Annotated in this window: 13 protein-coding genes; 7 read left to right on the top strand and 6 right to left on the bottom strand. The window is 40.7% G+C overall.

Annotated features, from left to right (window positions below):
* The first annotated feature begins 8 nt into the window (after positions 1-8).
* On the top strand, positions 9-959 hold the full coding sequence (locus BLR27_RS14220) for a sugar phosphate isomerase/epimerase family protein (protein WP_090705965.1): 951 nt from the start codon (positions 9-11) through the stop codon (positions 957-959).
* A gap of 32 nt (positions 960-991) precedes the next feature.
* On the opposite strand, the gene BLR27_RS14215 is transcribed toward BLR27_RS14220, so the two are convergent.
* The 5 genes from BLR27_RS14215 to BLR27_RS14195 form a co-directional block, all read right to left on the bottom strand.
* On the bottom strand, positions 992-2,167 hold the full coding sequence (locus BLR27_RS14215; RefSeq protein ID WP_221406351.1) for an MFS transporter: 1,176 nt from the start codon (positions 2,165-2,167) through the stop codon (positions 992-994).
* Between the two features lie 57 nt (positions 2,168-2,224).
* Positions 2,225-3,088: an alpha/beta hydrolase gene (locus BLR27_RS14210; protein WP_090705963.1), complete on the bottom strand. Its 864-nt coding sequence runs from the start codon at positions 3,086-3,088 to the stop codon at positions 2,225-2,227.
* 213 nt (positions 3,089-3,301) lie between these two features.
* Positions 3,302-3,859, bottom strand: a complete 558-nt coding sequence (locus tag BLR27_RS14205) for a RidA family protein (RefSeq protein WP_090705962.1) — start codon at positions 3,857-3,859, stop codon at positions 3,302-3,304.
* Positions 3,860-3,904: 45 nt separating this feature from the next.
* On the bottom strand, positions 3,905-4,402 hold the full coding sequence (locus tag BLR27_RS14200; protein ID WP_090705960.1) for a RidA family protein: 498 nt from the start codon (positions 4,400-4,402) through the stop codon (positions 3,905-3,907).
* A gap of 137 nt (positions 4,403-4,539) precedes the next feature.
* Positions 4,540-5,247, bottom strand: coding sequence for a FadR/GntR family transcriptional regulator (locus tag BLR27_RS14195; RefSeq protein WP_090705958.1), 708 nt, complete (start codon positions 5,245-5,247; stop codon positions 4,540-4,542).
* Between the two features lie 157 nt (positions 5,248-5,404).
* Between BLR27_RS14195 and BLR27_RS14190 the strand changes: the two genes are divergently transcribed.
* The 6 genes from BLR27_RS14190 (at position 5,405) to BLR27_RS14165 (ending at position 15,472) form a co-directional block, all read left to right on the top strand.
* Positions 5,405-8,686 (top strand): SusC/RagA family TonB-linked outer membrane protein, encoded by a 3,282-nt coding sequence (locus BLR27_RS14190; protein WP_090705955.1) that lies wholly within the window; start codon positions 5,405-5,407, stop codon positions 8,684-8,686.
* Between the two features lie 30 nt (positions 8,687-8,716).
* Entirely contained in the window at positions 8,717-10,288 is a 1,572-nt protein-coding gene (locus BLR27_RS14185; RefSeq protein ID WP_090705953.1) for a RagB/SusD family nutrient uptake outer membrane protein, read from the top strand.
* A 197-nt stretch (positions 10,289-10,485) separates the two neighbouring features.
* Positions 10,486-11,427, top strand: a complete 942-nt coding sequence (locus BLR27_RS14180; protein WP_090705951.1) for a dihydrodipicolinate synthase family protein — start codon at positions 10,486-10,488, stop codon at positions 11,425-11,427.
* Positions 11,420-12,592, top strand: coding sequence for a kelch repeat-containing protein (locus BLR27_RS14175; RefSeq protein WP_090705949.1), 1,173 nt, complete (start codon positions 11,420-11,422; stop codon positions 12,590-12,592). Before BLR27_RS14180 ends, BLR27_RS14175 begins: the two co-directional genes overlap by 8 nt.
* A gap of 15 nt (positions 12,593-12,607) precedes the next feature.
* On the top strand, positions 12,608-13,858 hold the full coding sequence (locus BLR27_RS14170) for an MFS transporter (protein ID WP_090705948.1): 1,251 nt from the start codon (positions 12,608-12,610) through the stop codon (positions 13,856-13,858).
* Between the two features lie 24 nt (positions 13,859-13,882).
* Positions 13,883-15,472 carry a sialidase family protein gene (locus BLR27_RS14165; protein ID WP_221406350.1) on the top strand — a complete coding sequence of 530 codons (1,590 nt, stop codon included), beginning with the start codon at positions 13,883-13,885 and terminating at the stop codon, positions 15,470-15,472.
* Between the two features lie 56 nt (positions 15,473-15,528).
* Here BLR27_RS14165 and BLR27_RS14160 read toward each other — a convergent pair whose 3' ends face one another.
* Complete coding sequence (locus BLR27_RS14160) at positions 15,529-16,911, bottom strand: neutral/alkaline non-lysosomal ceramidase N-terminal domain-containing protein (RefSeq protein WP_090705946.1); 1,383 nt, start codon at positions 16,909-16,911, stop codon at positions 15,529-15,531.
* Positions 16,912-17,330: the final 419 nt, after the last annotated feature.

Raw genomic sequence — 17,330 nt, 5'->3', positions numbered from 1 at the left:
AACCGAAAATGGAGCGCAGAAAATTTATCACCCTTGGGGTAACTGCAGGTATTGCTGCAGGTTCTTTACCCGGATCTACTCTTGCCGGGACTCCAAAAATTGAAGTGCCGGGAAAAAGGTATCAGAAGGGGCTTAGTCCCTGGCCGGTTTGCCTGGATACCGCTACCATCAGGCCTGCCTCTTTAAAAGATAAGGTTAAAATTGCAGCCAAAGCGGGTTATGACGCCATCGAACCATGGGATGGTGAATTGCAGAAGTTTGAGGCGGAAGGTGGTAGTCTGAAAGATCTGGGCAAAGAAATAAAAGACCTTGGTTTGTTCGTACCCAGTGTGATCGGACTTTGGAATGCTTTGCCTCCTACCAAAGATTTATGGGAAAGTTCTCTTAAAGATACCCGTAACCGGATGCGCATGGCGGCTGATATTGGTGCAGAGCACATCCAGACAATTCCGAACACAGTAGGTGAAAACTACAGTCAGAAGTGGGTTGCAGATCGTTACCGGGATATCATAGAAATCGGGATAAATGAATTTAAAATATACCCTGCACTGGTATTTGTTAAATATTTTCCTGTCAAAACTTTGGGGCAGGCAGCAGGCATAGCCATGGATGCCAATCATCCCCATGCAATGATCATTCCTGATGTTTATCATATGTATATTAGTGAGGGTGGTTTTGAAGCCATCAAACTGCTAAGAGGTGAGATGATCGCTATTTTTCAGTTCAATGATGCTCCGGCATCTCCTGCACTGGCACAGCTTAATGATGAGCATCGGGTCTATCCTGGTGATGGTATTTTGCCTCTGGAACAGATCTTTAAAGATCTCAAAGGGACTGGTTTTAAAGGATGTGTTTCACTGGAAATATATAATCCGGAATATTGGAAAGGCGACCTGCAAAAAGTAGCTGAAACAGGGCTCAGAAAAACACTTGAAGTTTTTCAAAAGGCTGGTGTATAAAACGTTGTAATAAGAAATTTAATACTGAATATTTATTCTGCCGCCGGTTTTGGAACCCTCAGAAAATAAATGGCTACTAACAAAGTTGCCGTTGCAGTTAGCAAAAATGCGGCCTTCGACCCAAATTGAAACCATATTAGTCCGGTTAGTGAGCTCGCCAGCATGGTACAAATACTCTGTAGTCCTGTATAAGTTCCAATGGCAGTAGCAGTATCTTTTTTATACGTGATATTGCTTATCCATGCTTTGGAGATCCCTTCTGTAGCTGATGCATAGATGCCATAAAAAAAGAACAGTGCAATGAACAGATAAAGGTCAGTGCTTATCGACATCCCAAAATATACAGCTGCAAAAATTAGTAGTCCGCTAATGAAAATTGGTTTCATACCTAGTTTGTCGGCAAGGATTCCCAGAGGAAACGCAAATAAAGCATAGATAAGATTATAGAAAATATATATTCCGATCACTGCGGTGTCCTCCAGACCGGATTCTTTTGCTTTCAAAAGCAGGAAGACATCAGAACTATTGAATAAAGTGAAGAAAAGTAGTCCGACTACTAATTTCCGATAGGCTTCCGGACTTTCTTTCCAATACTTCAGGAATGAAAATAGCGGTACAGTTCTCTTTTGATCACCATGATTAATTTTTGATTCTTTTAAAAGTATGGAAACAAAAACGGCCAGAAGTCCGGGAATAAACGCAATAAAAAAGAGTGTTTTATAGTCCTGAGGATAAAAATATAAGTAAACCAGCCCTAGTGAGGGTCCCAAAACTGCTCCCAGGGTGTCCATTGAACGGTGGAAACCAAAGACTTTTCCTTTTGTTGATATGCTGGCTTCATCAGAAAGCAGGGCATCTCTTGCCCCTGTTCGGATACCTTTCCCAAAACGATCAATTGTTCGGGCAAAGAATATCCAGATGGGGTAAATGAAAATGGCCATCATTGGTTTTGAGATGGCACTTAAAGCATAACCGATCTGAACGAAGGGGACACGCTTGCCGGATGAATCCGAAAGCTTTCCGAAATATCCTTTACTTAGTCCGGCAGTAGCCTCAGCAAAGCCTTCCAGTATTCCGATCAGTACAATTGAAAAGCCGATACTCTTCAAATAGATCGGCATTATTGGGTATAGCATTTCACTTGCCGTATCCGTCAGCAAACTGATAAAGGAAAGGATCCAAACTGTTTTGCTAATGTATTTCAACATTTTTATTTGAATACGATTTAGAACTAGGAAAACCGAACGGCCGGCTTTTATCCGGTATTAATTTTCTGCCGGTTTAAGCGGATATAAAAGTCTGAGTGCATTGAAAATTGCCTGATGCGTGATCGTGGCATGGTCTTCCTGTGGTAAATAGTCGAAGTAAACCTGAACGTTTTTACTTTTTGTACCTTTTATTTTTTCTGAGAGCAGATTTGCATCCACTTCCATCACATGTGGTATGTCGCTGGGTGCAAGCCCTTCTTTTCCAACTCCGATGTAGACGTCTGTCTTTTGGAGAAAATTTTCATTGAAAATTTCTGATGTGATATTTAGCAGAGAGCCATTATCCCACCATAAACTCGGACTCATGATGATATATTTATTAAAGAGTGCCGGTTTCTTTAGCAGGATTTCGGTAGCTAATAGTCCGCCAAATGATTGCCCGATAATCATTTTGGAATCATTCGTCCTGAATTTTTGATTGATATAGGGTTGTAATTCCTTCTCAATAAAAGCGATGAATTTATCGGATTTCCCGGAAGAAGGATATTTTTTCTGGTCTTTTTCAATAGTTGTGGGATAGGTGAAATCTCTTTTGCGGTCGATATTGGCAATTCCTACAATTATAGATTTTGGAACACGGTCGATCCATGAAAAATTATTGAACTGTATGAGTCCGGCAACGTGAATGAAATCTTCATCTGCCGAACCATCCAGCAGGTAGATCACTGGATAGGTGGCCTTAGTGTCTTCCTGGTATCCTTCCGGAAGATAAATGTTCAGGATCCTTTTTTCGCCCAGTTCTTTAGAATGAATCTCATCGATCTGGCCCAGGACAAATGGCTTGCTGTTACTTTCAGATTTTGACTGTGCAAATGTGATGGCCGATGAAATTATCAAAATGAAGGAAAGCAGGATTCTCATGAAAGGGGTTTTTATAAATGAAATTGAGTATTACCGGATGGATGTTCTTGTATTTTCCGGATACCAAATTTACCATTTCTGTTGAATGTATTTGAATGCAATGTTGAACAGGCAGTTTCTGTTTACCCTGAGTATTCAGTTATGGATAGAAAAAATGAAAAACCCGGGTTTAAGACAGAACATCTTTAACCCGGGCCTATATCAATACTATTTTTAATCTACGTAAGCAATGCAATCTACCTGAACCAGTATACCATCGCGACCCATTTGGTCGACGCCGCAGCCAGTGTAGGAACGTACCGGTGGTGGATCAGGGAAAAATCCGCGGTAACCTTCATTCAGCAGGGCAATATTTTTATTTGGTTCGGCAACGGTCATATGGACTTTTAATACATTGGCCATGGATGAACCTGCATCTTCCAATACCTCCTTCATGGTTGTCAATGCACTTTGGATCTGCACTTTAATGTCTCCAGGTTCAGCTCTTCTTTCGGCATACCATCCTCCGATTCCTGAAACAAATAGTAAGTGGCCTGAGCGGATACATCCTGAAAGAACAGGTGCTGGCGCAGCAGGTTTTGCTCCGGTTGCGGGAGCAGCAACTGTAGGATTGGTGTTGCCACCACTATTACTTTTGCGGATCACTTGTTTTTTTGGTGTCCATTGATCTCTTTGAGATTTTTTCTGAGCATTGGCTTCATTAGGGATTGCTGCGGCAGCTCCTGCCAGTGGAAGGAGTGAAAGGCTTTTCAATAAATTTCTGCGATTCATATGATAAATTTTGTAGGTATTAATTTAAAAATAAGGTTCATTTTTTCAATCTACGTAGGCAATGCAGCTGACCTGACAGAGGATGCCATCTCTACCCATCTGACTTGTTTTGGATCCGCTGTAGGAACGTACAGGCGGATTTTCCGGAAAGAATTCACTGTATGCCTCATTCAATGCAGGAATGTTTTTATTGGGTTCGGCCACAGTCATCTGGATCTTCAGGACGTTAGACATGGAAGAACCGGCACCTTCCAGAATTCCTTTCATGGTGGTCAGAACACTGCGGATCTGGACCTTAATATCTCCCGGTTCGGCTCTCTGGTTTGCATACCAGCCTCCGATACCTCCGATAAATAGTAAATGACCTGATCGCAGGCAGGATCCTGCGGGAGTTTTAACGAGTTCTTTCTTTGGCAGCCATTCTTCAGCTGCCGGCTTTTCGGGTTCTGCTTTTTCCTCCATTGCCTGATTAGCAATAGCGCTTCCTGCAACTCCTGCTAATGGCAAAATGGATAAGCCTTTTAGTATTTCTCTACGTTTCATTGTTACCTGTTGTTATATCTAAATATAAATAATTGCAGGGAACTTTAACAGAAAGCAGGTTATTTCATGTGAATTTTAGAGATATTCACTATGCAGGAGAGGTGTAAAAGTATTAATGAGGTAAAAATTGTCTTATATCAACCAAATAATCTAGAAAAATGATTTTCAAGATGGTTTCGCATCGCATTTCTGAAAGCCTCAGCATCCCTGGTTTCTATTACATCTACCAGTTCTTTATGTGAAGCATATCTTTTATTGATCATTGGTTTCTTGAGCAGCCCGCTCAGGTGGACATAATTAAATACAGGGAGCAGGAGTTTCTGAAATTTCTTCAAAGTTTCATTCCTCGTAATTTCATATAGTTTTCCATGAAATTTGATCTCCTCTTCAATTAAAAACATGGTATCAAAAGATCTTGGAGGATCATTGGCTACAATCTGACGCAATTCCTTAATATCATCCTCAGTAACACGCTCCACAATGAAATCAGCCATTCCAATCTCTAAGGATAGACGCATTTCAAAAATTTCTTTTAAAGTTTCATCGTCCAGAAGTCTTGGATCCATACTTTTTCCAAGGATCGATATCAGATCCGGACTAGTAATCACAGATCCTTTTTTCTTTTTGGATTCAAGTAAGCCGATCATGCGTAAACGCGACAAGGCTTCCCGTATAACGGTGCGGCTAACTCCAAGAGCAGAAGATAGCTCCAGTTCTTTTGGAATGGAGTCGCCAACCTTCAGGTTCCTCTCTGTCAGAAATTCAATAATACTCTTCTCAACCCGGTCAACCAATGAGGTTGTATCTATCTTTTGAAGCTTATTATCTGTATTTATTTTTTTCATTTTTCGTGCTGCAAAGTAATTAAACGGGATCGTTTTCTAAAACGATATTCGTATTTCAGTTCCTCAAAAATAAATCTCCCCTAAAATTTGGAAATATAAATTTAAAAAAACAAGTTTGTATTATGTCATACATAATACAAAACTAAATTAAAGAATTATGAAATCAAAAAATACCTCATTAAGGTGCTTGTTTTCGGTAATTGCATTATTGCTGTTTACTGTGGCACAGGCTCAAACCGGTAGAATTACAGGTCGCGTCATCTCTGAAGATGATAAACTTCCTCTACCAGGTGTTACTATTCAGGTTAAGGGTAAATCTGCTCTTAGCCAAACTAATGCAGAAGGAGCCTACTCAATTGAGGCTTCAGCAAACGATATCCTTGTGTTCCGATTTGTCGGATATTTAAATCAGGAGATTCGGGTAGGTACTTCTGATATTGTAAATACATCATTAAGAATGGATGTATCTCATTTAGATGAAATAGTTATTTTGGGATATGGAACCCAAAAAAGATCGACTATTACCGGTTCGGTATCAAAATTGGATCCTAAGATTCTTGAGACCGGCATTCGTTCAAATCCAGCTTCAGCTCTGGCAGGTACCATCCCGGGTTTAAGGGTTCAGCAAACTTCCGGAAGGCCGGGTGCTGTGCCTAACATTGTTTTACGTGGAGGAACTACTTATGGTGGCGGTGGATCTCCCCTGGTTATTGTTGACGGTTTACTTCGCGGAGGCTTTAGTGATATAAACCAGGATGATATCGAATCTATTGAGGTTTTAAAGGATGCATCCGCTACTGCAATTTATGGTGCAAGAGCCAATAACGGGGTAATTTTAATTACTACTAAAAAGGGCAAAGAGGGTGTTTCGAATATCTCCTTTAAGGGTAAAACCGGCATCAATAAATTAAATATTCCATTCAACTTTTTAAATGGAAGAGATTACCTGTACTGGTCGAGGAAGGCCATTCAAACTTCAGGTTTATATGAACCCAGCAGATTAACACAGTTGACTTCCACTGGTCCTTTTGGTACCGGAAACTTATTTAAGGATGCCAGCGGTAATTTCTTAGATGGAAATGTAACAGGAAATGCTGTGTGGAGTACCATGTTCCTGGATGATGTGAATAAAATAAAATTACAGAATGGCTGGGAAACAATGATCGATCCGGTTACCGGCAGAGAATTGATCTTTAATAATTTCAGTTATAAGGATTATGCTTTGCGTGATCAGGCATTAACCCAGGATTACAATGTGTCTATGACAGGTGGTAATGAAAAAGGAAGATATTATGCAGGCTTAGGGGCATATGATGAAGCAGGTATGCCAATCAATACTTTTTATAAGCGACTAACCTTTGTATTTAACGGTGAATATAAAGTAAAGCCATGGCTAACATCGATTTCAAGTTTGAACTTTGCAGATGCAAAATGGCGTGACCCTGCCACTTCAGGAGAAGGGAACTATTTAACCCGTGCTTTAGGAGCTCCTCCAACAATGAGAGGTGTTAATGAAAAAGGAGAATTATTGATAGGAAGGGATCTTTCAGATGGTAATCCTGCGGTGAATGATGCTAAATTGATCAGAAGAAATAACAGCAATAAATTCACTTTATCACAGGCTTTCAAGGTTGACTTTCTTCCTAACCTGAGTTTCAGGGCAAGTGGAAACTGGTACTATGATGAAGGTTTTAGTGAATCCTTTAACAAAGATTACCTGAACAGTCCGGGAAATATAAACGTTACCCGTGCCAGCAGTGCATCTTTCGGCCGCGGCCTCAATCAAACCTATAATGGGGTTTTAAACTACAGAGCAACTTTACTTGAAAAACACCATTTCGACCTAATGGCAGGAACAGAATTCTTTGATAGTTATGCTAAGGGCCTTTCAGCATCAGGTTCTGGTGCACCTTCTGATGATTTCATGGATCTTGCCTTAACAAACTCCGATAAAGACAGACGTGCGATTGATTCATATCATAACAGAGAGAGTATTTTATCATTCTTTAGCCGTGCCAATTATGATTTTGATGAGAAATACCTTTTAACACTTTCCTTCCGCCGTGATGGATACTCTAAATTGCTGAACAACCGCTGGGGTAATTTCCCGGGTATTTCTGCAGGATGGAATATTCACAAGGAAGATTTCTTCAAACGCTTCAGCAATGTGGTTAATTCATTAAAGTTAAGAGCCAGTTACGGAGAGAATGGAAATGTGAGTGGTATCAGTCAGTATGGTTTGCAGGGTTCTTACTCTACCGGTAAATACAATGGTAGCATAGGATATTTAGCAGGAGGTTTACCGTTCCCTAATTTGTTATGGGAGCGTTCTGCTACTTATGAAATTGGTTTGGAATCACGCTTACTAGACAGGCTTGATGTTTCTGTTGCCTATTATGATCGTAAAACAACTGATAAGATTTCAAGCTTCACACTACCTGCAACTTCAGGTTTTACCTCATTAACTACAAATAATGGTAGTATGCAAAACAGAGGTGTTGAAGTTGATCTGAATTATAATGTGCTTCGCAAACGCGACTGGACCATTAATTTTTCAGCAAACATGGCTTATAACACTAATAAAGTTTTAAAGCTTCCTGAAAATGGATTGTTAAATAACCGTATTGGTGGATTTGAAGTATATGATCCGAAAAGCGGACAATTGGTATTTGTGGGTGGAACTCAGCAAGGTCAGGATCCGAATGTTGCTTATGCTTATGTTGCTCAGAATCTTTACAGAACACAGGCCGACCTTGATGCGGATGCAAACAGAAGAGATCTTTTAGGTGCAAAAGTCTTAGTAGGACCGGGTATTTATAGCGGAATGACAACAGCACAGAAAGCAACTGTTTTCCCGATCGCCTTAGGTGATGTGAAATGGCAGGATGTGAATGGTGATGGAACGATCAACTCTTTCGACAGGGTTAAAATGGGAAGTACCGTTCCAAAATGGATCGGTGGTTTTGGAGCTAATTTCAAATGGAAAAGCCTTGCTTTATATTCCCGCTTTGATTATGCTTTGGGATTTGTTCAGTATGACGGACCAAGATCATGGTTCTTGAGTAATGCACAGGGAACATTCAATACCACAGATGATGTATTTGATACCTATACTCCTGAGAACACAAATGCTACTTTCCCAACTTATTACTGGGCTGATCAGCTGTATAAAAACAACACATTCAGAGAATCCAGTATGTTCTATAAAAAGGGAGATTATCTGGCTTTAAGAGAGGTAAATGTAACTTATTCATTGCCAACTAAATGGGCGAACAAAATTAAAAGCCAGAACATTAATTTATCTGTTTCAGGACAGAACCTGACCTATTTCAGCCAGTCGACCTTATATTCTCCTGAGTCAGGAAGTATTGGAATTGGCGGATCAGGAGGTTACCCTTTACCGCGGACTATCATTTTTGGAGCTCAGTTAACATTTTAATGATCACCATTAAATAAAAATTATAAAAAGATGAAACAGATATATAGAAATATTTTAAGCATTGTGCTGATCCTGACATTCAGCGCATGCCAAAAGCTGGATTTAACTCCTGAAGATTATTTTGCCAGTGAGAGTTTTTGGAAAACTACATCACAGGTTGATGGGGCAATGGTAGGACTGCATAATCAGCTAAGAGGCTTTCAATTCACTTTCTTCACATTGGGTGAACTAAGAGGAGGAACTCTTCGTGAGGGAACCAGTTTTACTGGAACGGCATCCTTAAACTCTGCTGCAGTGATCCGTCAGGATATACGTGAATCATCCCCCGGAATCAGCGGATGGGCAGGTTTTTATGGCCCGATATTTCAGGTTAACAATTTTATTTTTCAGGTAGAAAAGGCGGATTATTTAAGCGCTGCTGATAAATCTTATTATTTAGGACAGGCTTACGGTTTGAGAGCATATTATTACTTTCATCTTTATCGCACTTATGGTAGAGTTCCATTGGCCCTTGAACCGAAAGTGATCACCAATACCCCGGCCACTTCACAGGATGCATACCTCGCACGTGCTAAAACTGAAAAGGAAACTTTGGATTTTATTAAGAGTGATGTGAATAAATCGGTAAGCAGTTTTGCCGCTAATTACACTACTAAATTTCAAAAAGCTCAGTGGTCATTAGCTGCCAGCCAGATGTTGCAAACAGAAGTTTATTTATGGTCGGCTAAAGTTAAAATTGATGGAAGCGCCCCAACAACAACAGCAGCAGATCTTGCAACCGCCCGTGCAGCTGTTGAGCAGGTTATTGGTAAGTACAGTTTACAGTCTTCTTTTGCGAATGTTTTCAATTCAGCAGCAGTAGCTTCAAGTCGCGGTAACAATGAGATCATCTTTGCACTGAGATATCAGCAGGGAGAAGCAACAAATAGCTATGGACAGTTTATTTATGCTATAACTGACCCTTTAAGTGGTTATGTTGATGATAAAGGTGTTGCAATTCCTTCAAGTGATCCTCTGCAGGTTGCCGGTGGTGGAACTATCATTCGTTATGAATACAAGTATGAGCTTTATGCAAAATATGGTATTACTGATACCCGTGCGAATGTTACTTTCTTAAACTTTAATAAAGGGACCGTTAAAGCCCTTAATCTCCGGAAGTTTCTTGGAACCTTTGTTGAAGGTGCCCGTAGTTTTTCGGATGATTTCCCAATCTACCGTTTGGCAGAAGCTTATCTTCTGTTAGCTGAAATAAAAAATAAACAGGGACAAAGCCCTGCTGCTGAAATCAACACGATCAGGGTTCGTGCCCATGGAGCTGTAGCTGCACCAATTTTTATCAGCGGATCATTTGAGCAAAATGAGCTGGCTATTTTTGAGGAAAGAGGGAAAGAGTTCGTTGCTGAAGGTAAGCGCTGGTACGATCTGCGCCGCATGCAGGATGGTTCTGCTGAGCCTCTGGTTTTCAGGAAAGATCTTCCTCTTGTAGGTGTACTTGATAAGGCTATGGAAGCCCATAAAATAATATGGCCAATCGACAGGAGCACTCTTGCGAGTGATGAAACTTTAAAAAATGATCAGAATACAGGTTACCCGGGAACCTGATCAGTATAATAAATTGCGGGAGCTGAACAACAGCTTCTGCAATTTAAATTATTCCAATTGATAATCAGATCGCTTCGGCTCTGATAAGGTCAGTGAAGATTCAATAGGTACGAAATGAACGAGCCGTATTGATAATCCTGAAAAATAGTTTTAATATAGCTAAGCACATATTATTGTGTTTAAATTAATTATGTAAAATGAAAGATCATTTACAAGGTTTAATATCTGCTCCCTTTACTCCATTTGATAGTTTGGGTGAGCTAAATCTGTCATTAATTCCAGATTATTATAAATTTTTAAAGTCAAATGGCGTTACCGGTGCCTTTATTTGCGGATCTACCGGTGAAGGTGTTTCGTTAACACTTGCCGAGAAAAAAGCTGTCGCAGAAGCATGGGCGGCATGTTCAAATCATGATGAAGAGTTTAAAGTCATGATGTTTCTGGGAGGAACATGTATTGCTGATTGTATCGATCTCGCAAGACATGCCCAACAAATTGGATTATATGCCGTATCATTTACCGGACCATTCTATTTCAAGCCTGCAAATGCAGAGATGCTCGCACGTTCATGCAAAGCAGTAGCAGAGCAAGTTCCGGATATGCCTTTTTATTATTACCATATCCCTGTATTAACAGGAGTGAATATTGCCATGTATGACCTGCTGAAGGCTATTGATGGTCAGATTCCGAATTTTGCCGGAATAAAATATACACATGAAGATTTTATGGATTTTCAATCTTGTATGAATTTCCAAAATGGCAAATATGATATGATGTGGGGTCGCGATGAGAATATGCTTTCCGCACTGGCACTTGGTAACAAAGCCTCCGTTGGAAGCACATTTAATTATATCGCTCCGCTTTATTATTCCCTGATCGATGCCTTTAATTCAAACGACCTTAAAACGGCAGGCGAATTACAGCAAAGATCAATTGATTTCATTCGCTTATTGGGCAAGTATGGCGGGATATCTGTTGGGAAAGCGTACATGAAATTAGCAGGTGTGGATTGTGGTGAATTCAGGCTTCCGGTTAAGAATATGAGCAGTAAAGATTTCGAATCATTTAAATTGGATGTTGAAGCACTTGATTTCGACAAATTCAAGTCCTGCAAAGACCAGCTAATTAATCATGAATAAGTTTTTATTCTCTCTTTCTCTTTTTATCATGATCATAAATACAGAGGCATTCTCTCAGGAAAAAGCTATTGCAACTATTCAGTGGGAGAAGATCGCCACTCTGGAAAATGCAGATGGGAGCAGGTCAATAGGCCTTGCTGGTGCTATTAACGCTGTTTATGATCATGCATTACTAATTGCCGGCGGAGCTAATTTCCCTGATAAAATGCCATGGGAAGGTGGAAAAAAACATTATTCGGATGAAATTAATATCCTTCAAAAACTTGATGGTAAGTATGTCTGGAACAAAAAAATAAATGCAAAATTACCTGAACCAATAGCGTATTGCGGGAATACATCTACCCAATCAGGCATTATATATGCTGGAGGTGAAAATGCAGCGGGACTTTCAAAAAAAGCCTTTTTGATCAAATTGAATTCCGGGAAAGGCAAACTAATGATTTCTGCACTTCCTGATTTGCCAGATCCCTTAACCAATATTTTTCTCTGCAATATCGGGAATGTAGTATATGCAATTGGTGGTGATGGCCCCAGCCTTTCATCCCCAGCTTTCCTAAGTCTTGATCTGGATAAAAAGGAGGAAGGGTGGAAACAGCTACCCAATATGCCAATTGCCCTGGCAAACTCAGCGGCAGTAGTGCAAAATGGCCCTGAGGGGGTGAATATTTATGTTGTTGGCGGTCGTTCAAAAGATCCTTCAGGCATCAGTGAATTACACAATACCTTGTTCATCTACAATCCGCAAACAAAGACCTGGAAAAGTGGAGCTCCAATTTCTGATGGTTCAGCTAGTATGAACTTTTCTGCCGGTGCCGCTGTTCCACTCGCTGATCATTTAGTATTAATTGCCGGTGGGGATAATGGCAAAGTTTTTCATCAGATAGAAACCTATCTGGTTCAGATCGCACAAGCTAAATCATCCGAAGAAAAAGAATCGCTCGTTACTAAGAAAAACCATTTGGTAATCAATCATCAGGGCTTTGACAAAGCACTTTTACTGTACGATACAAAAGCAAATACATGGAATAAAATTGAAGAACTGCCATTTCCTGCCCATGTAACAACTACTGCCACTAAATGGGGCGAATGCATTGTTCTATCCAGCGGTGAAATTAAACCTGGGGTCAGAACACCAAATATCATGTTGGGGAAACCTGTCTTTTAGAAACATTATACAGATATGAACTCGAAAAATTATCCCTGGATACTGGTCGGCTTACTCTGGGTAGTTGCTCTCCTGAATTACATGGACAGGCAGATACTGGCAACTATGCGCCCTGCCATGCAAATGGATATTTCAGAACTTCAATCTGCTACCAGTTTTGGATATCTCATGGCCATATTTCTTTGGATATATGGCTTTATGAGTCCTGTTTCAGGCATTATTGCCGATAAATTCAGTCGTAAATGGCTCATAATCGGGAGTTTATTTGTCTGGTCAGGTGTAACTTTTGCTATGGGATATGCGACCACATTTAATCAGCTTTACGTATTAAGAGCAATTATGGGGGTAAGTGAAGCTTTATATATTCCTGCCGGTTTATCCTTAATTGCCGACTTCCACAGCACGAAGACCCGATCGCTCGCAATTGGAATTCATATGACAGGTCTGTACATGGGGCAGGCTTTGGGAGGCTTTGGCGCAACAGTGGCAAATGCCTACTCATGGCAAACGACCTTTCACACATTCGGATTTATTGGTATCATTTATTCAATGATCCTCATATTCTTTTTGCGAGATAAAACATCTTCTGGACAAGCTGCTGAAAGTTCTGATCAGATTCAGCTGAAGAAAGGATCTTCACTTTTCAGCGGTTTAGCCCTGCTTTTTACTAATGTTTCATTCTGGATCATCCTCTTTTATTTTGCAATTCCTAGTTTGCCGGGTTGGGCCACAAAAAACTGGCTTCCTACCTTATTTGCGGAAAACTTAAATATTCCAATGACTCTGGCTGGTCCATTGTCAACCATTACCATTGCTGCTTCTTCATTTATAGGCGTAATCTTCGGAGGAATTCTTTCAGACCGATGGGTACAGAAAAATCTGAAGGGGAGAATTTATACCAGTGCAATCGGTTTGGGATTGACCATTCCTTCGCTGCTTTTATTAGGATTTGGCAACAGCCTTGTGCATGTGATTGGGGCAGGGGTATGCTTTGGGATTGGTTTTGGAATGTTCGATGCCAATAATATGCCGATACTCTGCCAGTTTGTTTCTGCCAAACACCGGGCAACGGCCTATGGTGTTATGAACATGACCGGTGTTTTTGCCGGAGCTTATATCACCAACCTTTTAGGGAAATCAACCGATGCGGGCAACCTGGGTAAGGACTTTGCCATGCTTGCGGGAATTGTACTGGTCGCGCTGATCATACAGATCTCCTTTTTACGGCCTAAACATAACGACTTTACAGCGCAGGAAAGTCAATAATTCTTTGAAATTAAAATCATAACCATGATGAATAAAACTGTTAATTTTTCCCTGCTATTTCTGGCATTAGTTATCTCAGCCTGCTCGCCAATAAACAAGGCGACAGATACTTCAGCTCCGCAGCTTTCAGCGATTTATGCAGATATTCCTTTAATTATCCGTGATACTTATAATGAGGCGATTCAGATACGGATCTATGTAAATGAAAGCAAAGAAGTCAACTATAAAAGTGTTCATTGCTTACTGGATGAGAATGCCGTAAATGCGCTTGAAAGGATTGATGTTTATATCCGGAAAGATAATGAACGCGCTTTTTTAACTGGTGCAACACTGCTTGGATCGGTTAAAGATCTTTCAGGTAAGGTCAACATTCCCATTGATATAAATTTTAAGGCCGGCTTGCATACCATTTGGATCAGTCCTGTGTTGAAAAGCACTGCCGATTTAACAAAACAGCTGACAATTCGTGCTTTTGCTTTAAGTACAGGAACATCCGTACAAAAAATAAACAAAGAGTTGAATAGCTCAGGCGGGAAGGCCAATTTTGCAAAAAGATCAGGTCTCGCTTTCCGCAAGGCAGGTGATGATGGCGTCCATACTTATCGAATTCCAGGGCTTGCCACTACAGAAAAAGGAACCCTGCTCTCCGTGTATGATATTCGCTATGTAAATTCCCGTGATCTTCCTGCAAACATTGATGTAGGGTTGAGCCGCAGTACCGATGGTGGGCAGACCTGGGAACCAATGAAGGTGATTATGGATATGGGTCCTCCTCATGAAAACAGTGGAATTGGAGATCCTGCCATATTGATTGATCCGCTTACCAAAAAAATATGGGTAGCTGCATTATGGAGTAAAGGTAACCGGTCAATTGCAGGATCGGAACCCGGTCTTTCTCCGGAGACAACAGGTCAGCTGGTTCTGGTTAGTAGCGATGATGATGGTAAAACATGGTCGGAGCCCTATAATATCACCTCACAGGTTAAAGATCCCAAATGGCATATCTATTTCAATGGCCCCGGTAATGGAATGGTCATGCAAAATGGAACCCTGGTTTTCCCTTCCCAATATTGGGATGAAAGTAAAAAACCTGGTATGCCGCATTCCTCCATTATTTATAGTGATGACCATGGAAAGACCTGGAAAAGCGGAATAGGTGCCAAATCAAATACCACCGAAAGTCAGGTTGTTGAAACTACCCCTGGTACCTTGATGCTGAATATGCGCGATAACCGCGGGAAATTCAGAAGGGTTGCTACCACTAAGGATATGGGAAAAACCTGGCTGGAACATCCAACTTCCAATGAAGCACTTCCTGATCCTGTTTGTATGGCAAGCCTTATTAAATGCGGGGTGAAGGTAAATGGCAGGTTGAATGAGGTTTTATTCTTCAGTAATGTTGCCAGTCAGATTGCAAGGAAAAACATGACCATCAAGGCTAGTCTTGATCTGGGCAATACCTGGCTTCCTGCCAATGAACTCTTACTTGACGAACGCCACAGCTATGGATATTCTTCCTTAACGAGGATTGATGAAAACACCTTAGGTATCGTATATGAAGGCTCAGGCGATTTGTATTTTATGAGAGTGCCGGTAAGTGATGTTTTAAAATAAGGAGTTTGAATTCGCATCTGTTTTAAATAAATGCGAATTTAGATTTGCACTATTTTTTATGGTTTAGGTTTTGCCTTTACGCCAAGCTGCTCAGCCAAAATCATAACTTCCCGCATGATGGTTGGTTCAATTGATTCCTTCCATTTTGCGGGCATTCCAAAGGCCATTTGAGAGGTATGACCTTCATAGCCGCCTTCCCGTAATATTTCTGCCGTTGGAATATAGGCCATCACATCGTTGGAATAGCCCATGACAAACAGATCAGGACCAAAGACCTTTTTAAGGTTTATGGCATAGTCTACAACCGGCTCACCACCCAGGGCCACAATCGACTGATTGCCCAATTGCCAGAACTGAACAGGATAGGGATAAGAACTAATGAATGTTTCGCCCTTGTCAGCTTTTTTGATCATGTTCAGTGCCCAGTTTTTGATATAACCAGTTTCTTTGGAAACGATTGTCAGGAGTTCATCTTTGCTTGGTGCCTTTTCCAGCTCAAGCTTAACCTCTGAATAGGCTGTGCTTAATTTGGGTTCTAGAATTTTCATCTCCCCCTCAAGTACAGCATCAACTGCCAGGGCAAGTTCCTTTCCATATTGGGTAGCAAGTGGAACAGTTTTTCTGGGCAAAGCATTCTGATTACCGCCGCAGCCCTGAAAAAATAATGCCGTTGCACCGGGATGCGCTTTTTCCAAAGTGATCTGCGCGTATCCGGCATAATCACCCGACCATTCATATCCATGTAATACGGTATTGTGGCATGCATATCCGAAGGCCAGTGCGAGAATTTTACCCTTTTGATCACTTACTCTGATAACTGGAACTGCATAATCACTTGGCCCTTTCAGATCCGTTTGAGCATCTATTTTATTCTCAATATTATTTCTTCTGTTTACAGCAAAGCGGGTAATACCATTTTCTGATGAAATATTTACGGGCTTCATAGAACCTAAGGCTTTCCTTACAATAGACTCAATCTGTAGCTCAAACTTCTTTGTATATTTTGTAATTCTTTCTTTTTGGGTATCATCCAGCGGATACAGATCCCATAATGCATCAACCAGTACAGGCCCTGAATGGGTATGTGAGGTATTGAAAATAATCTGACTTCTTGAGAACTTAAATCTTTTTTCCAGTTGGTTTCTGATCGAATCAGAAATGCTTTTGGGTATCCCCGAAAGGTCGGTAGTAATAAGTAAAGCCTGTTTACCTGAAGCATCTTCTATTACAAGTGCTTTTGCCCAAAGCTCATGAAGCTTACCGTCCGACGGTTTTGTTCTATGAGCAAATCCGGCCATCCACAGAGATTCTTCAGGAGTTATGACCACACTGGCGACTCCTGCTTTCCATCCTGAATGGCTGTTTTCCTGTGCTGCTGGTCTTTCTGAGAGCAGAATAATTTGAACAGAGATAATTATGCAGGAAAATAATTTTTTCATGGTATAATTTTTTAGAGGATGTTTTTCATTAAAGCCGATTGTAATTTAATGTTTTTTAGATTTACAAAGAGCCTTTAAATTGATTTTGAACAGGGTCTGTACTAAGAAAATACATACCTCTTTAAAACCTCTTCATTATCATTTTCGATTTATTACTGTCTTCGCCATATAATCTAGTGAAGGTTAAAAAACGATTAATACAGCTTAATTTGGCAGTTTTTCGGAGAATTATTAGTCATCCTTATTATATAATTGAGAAGGACCATCCCCTTTAATTCCCCCGCTCCAATGGAGTCCCACGGACCAGCGGTGGACACTGGGTGCCTAGGAATCAGCTGTAAACTAAAAAATCCAATATTGAATACGATTTTTTTTTAACCGTCATGCTGTCCACCGCTGGCGGGGGGAGTGTTGGCTTG

The sequence above is a fragment of the Daejeonella rubra genome, assembly GCF_900103545.1.
Classification (GTDB): Bacteria; Bacteroidota; Bacteroidia; order Sphingobacteriales; family Sphingobacteriaceae; genus Daejeonella; species Daejeonella rubra.
The sequence above is the reverse complement of the archived record's forward strand: the minus strand, read 5'-3'. Positions and strand labels throughout refer to the sequence as shown.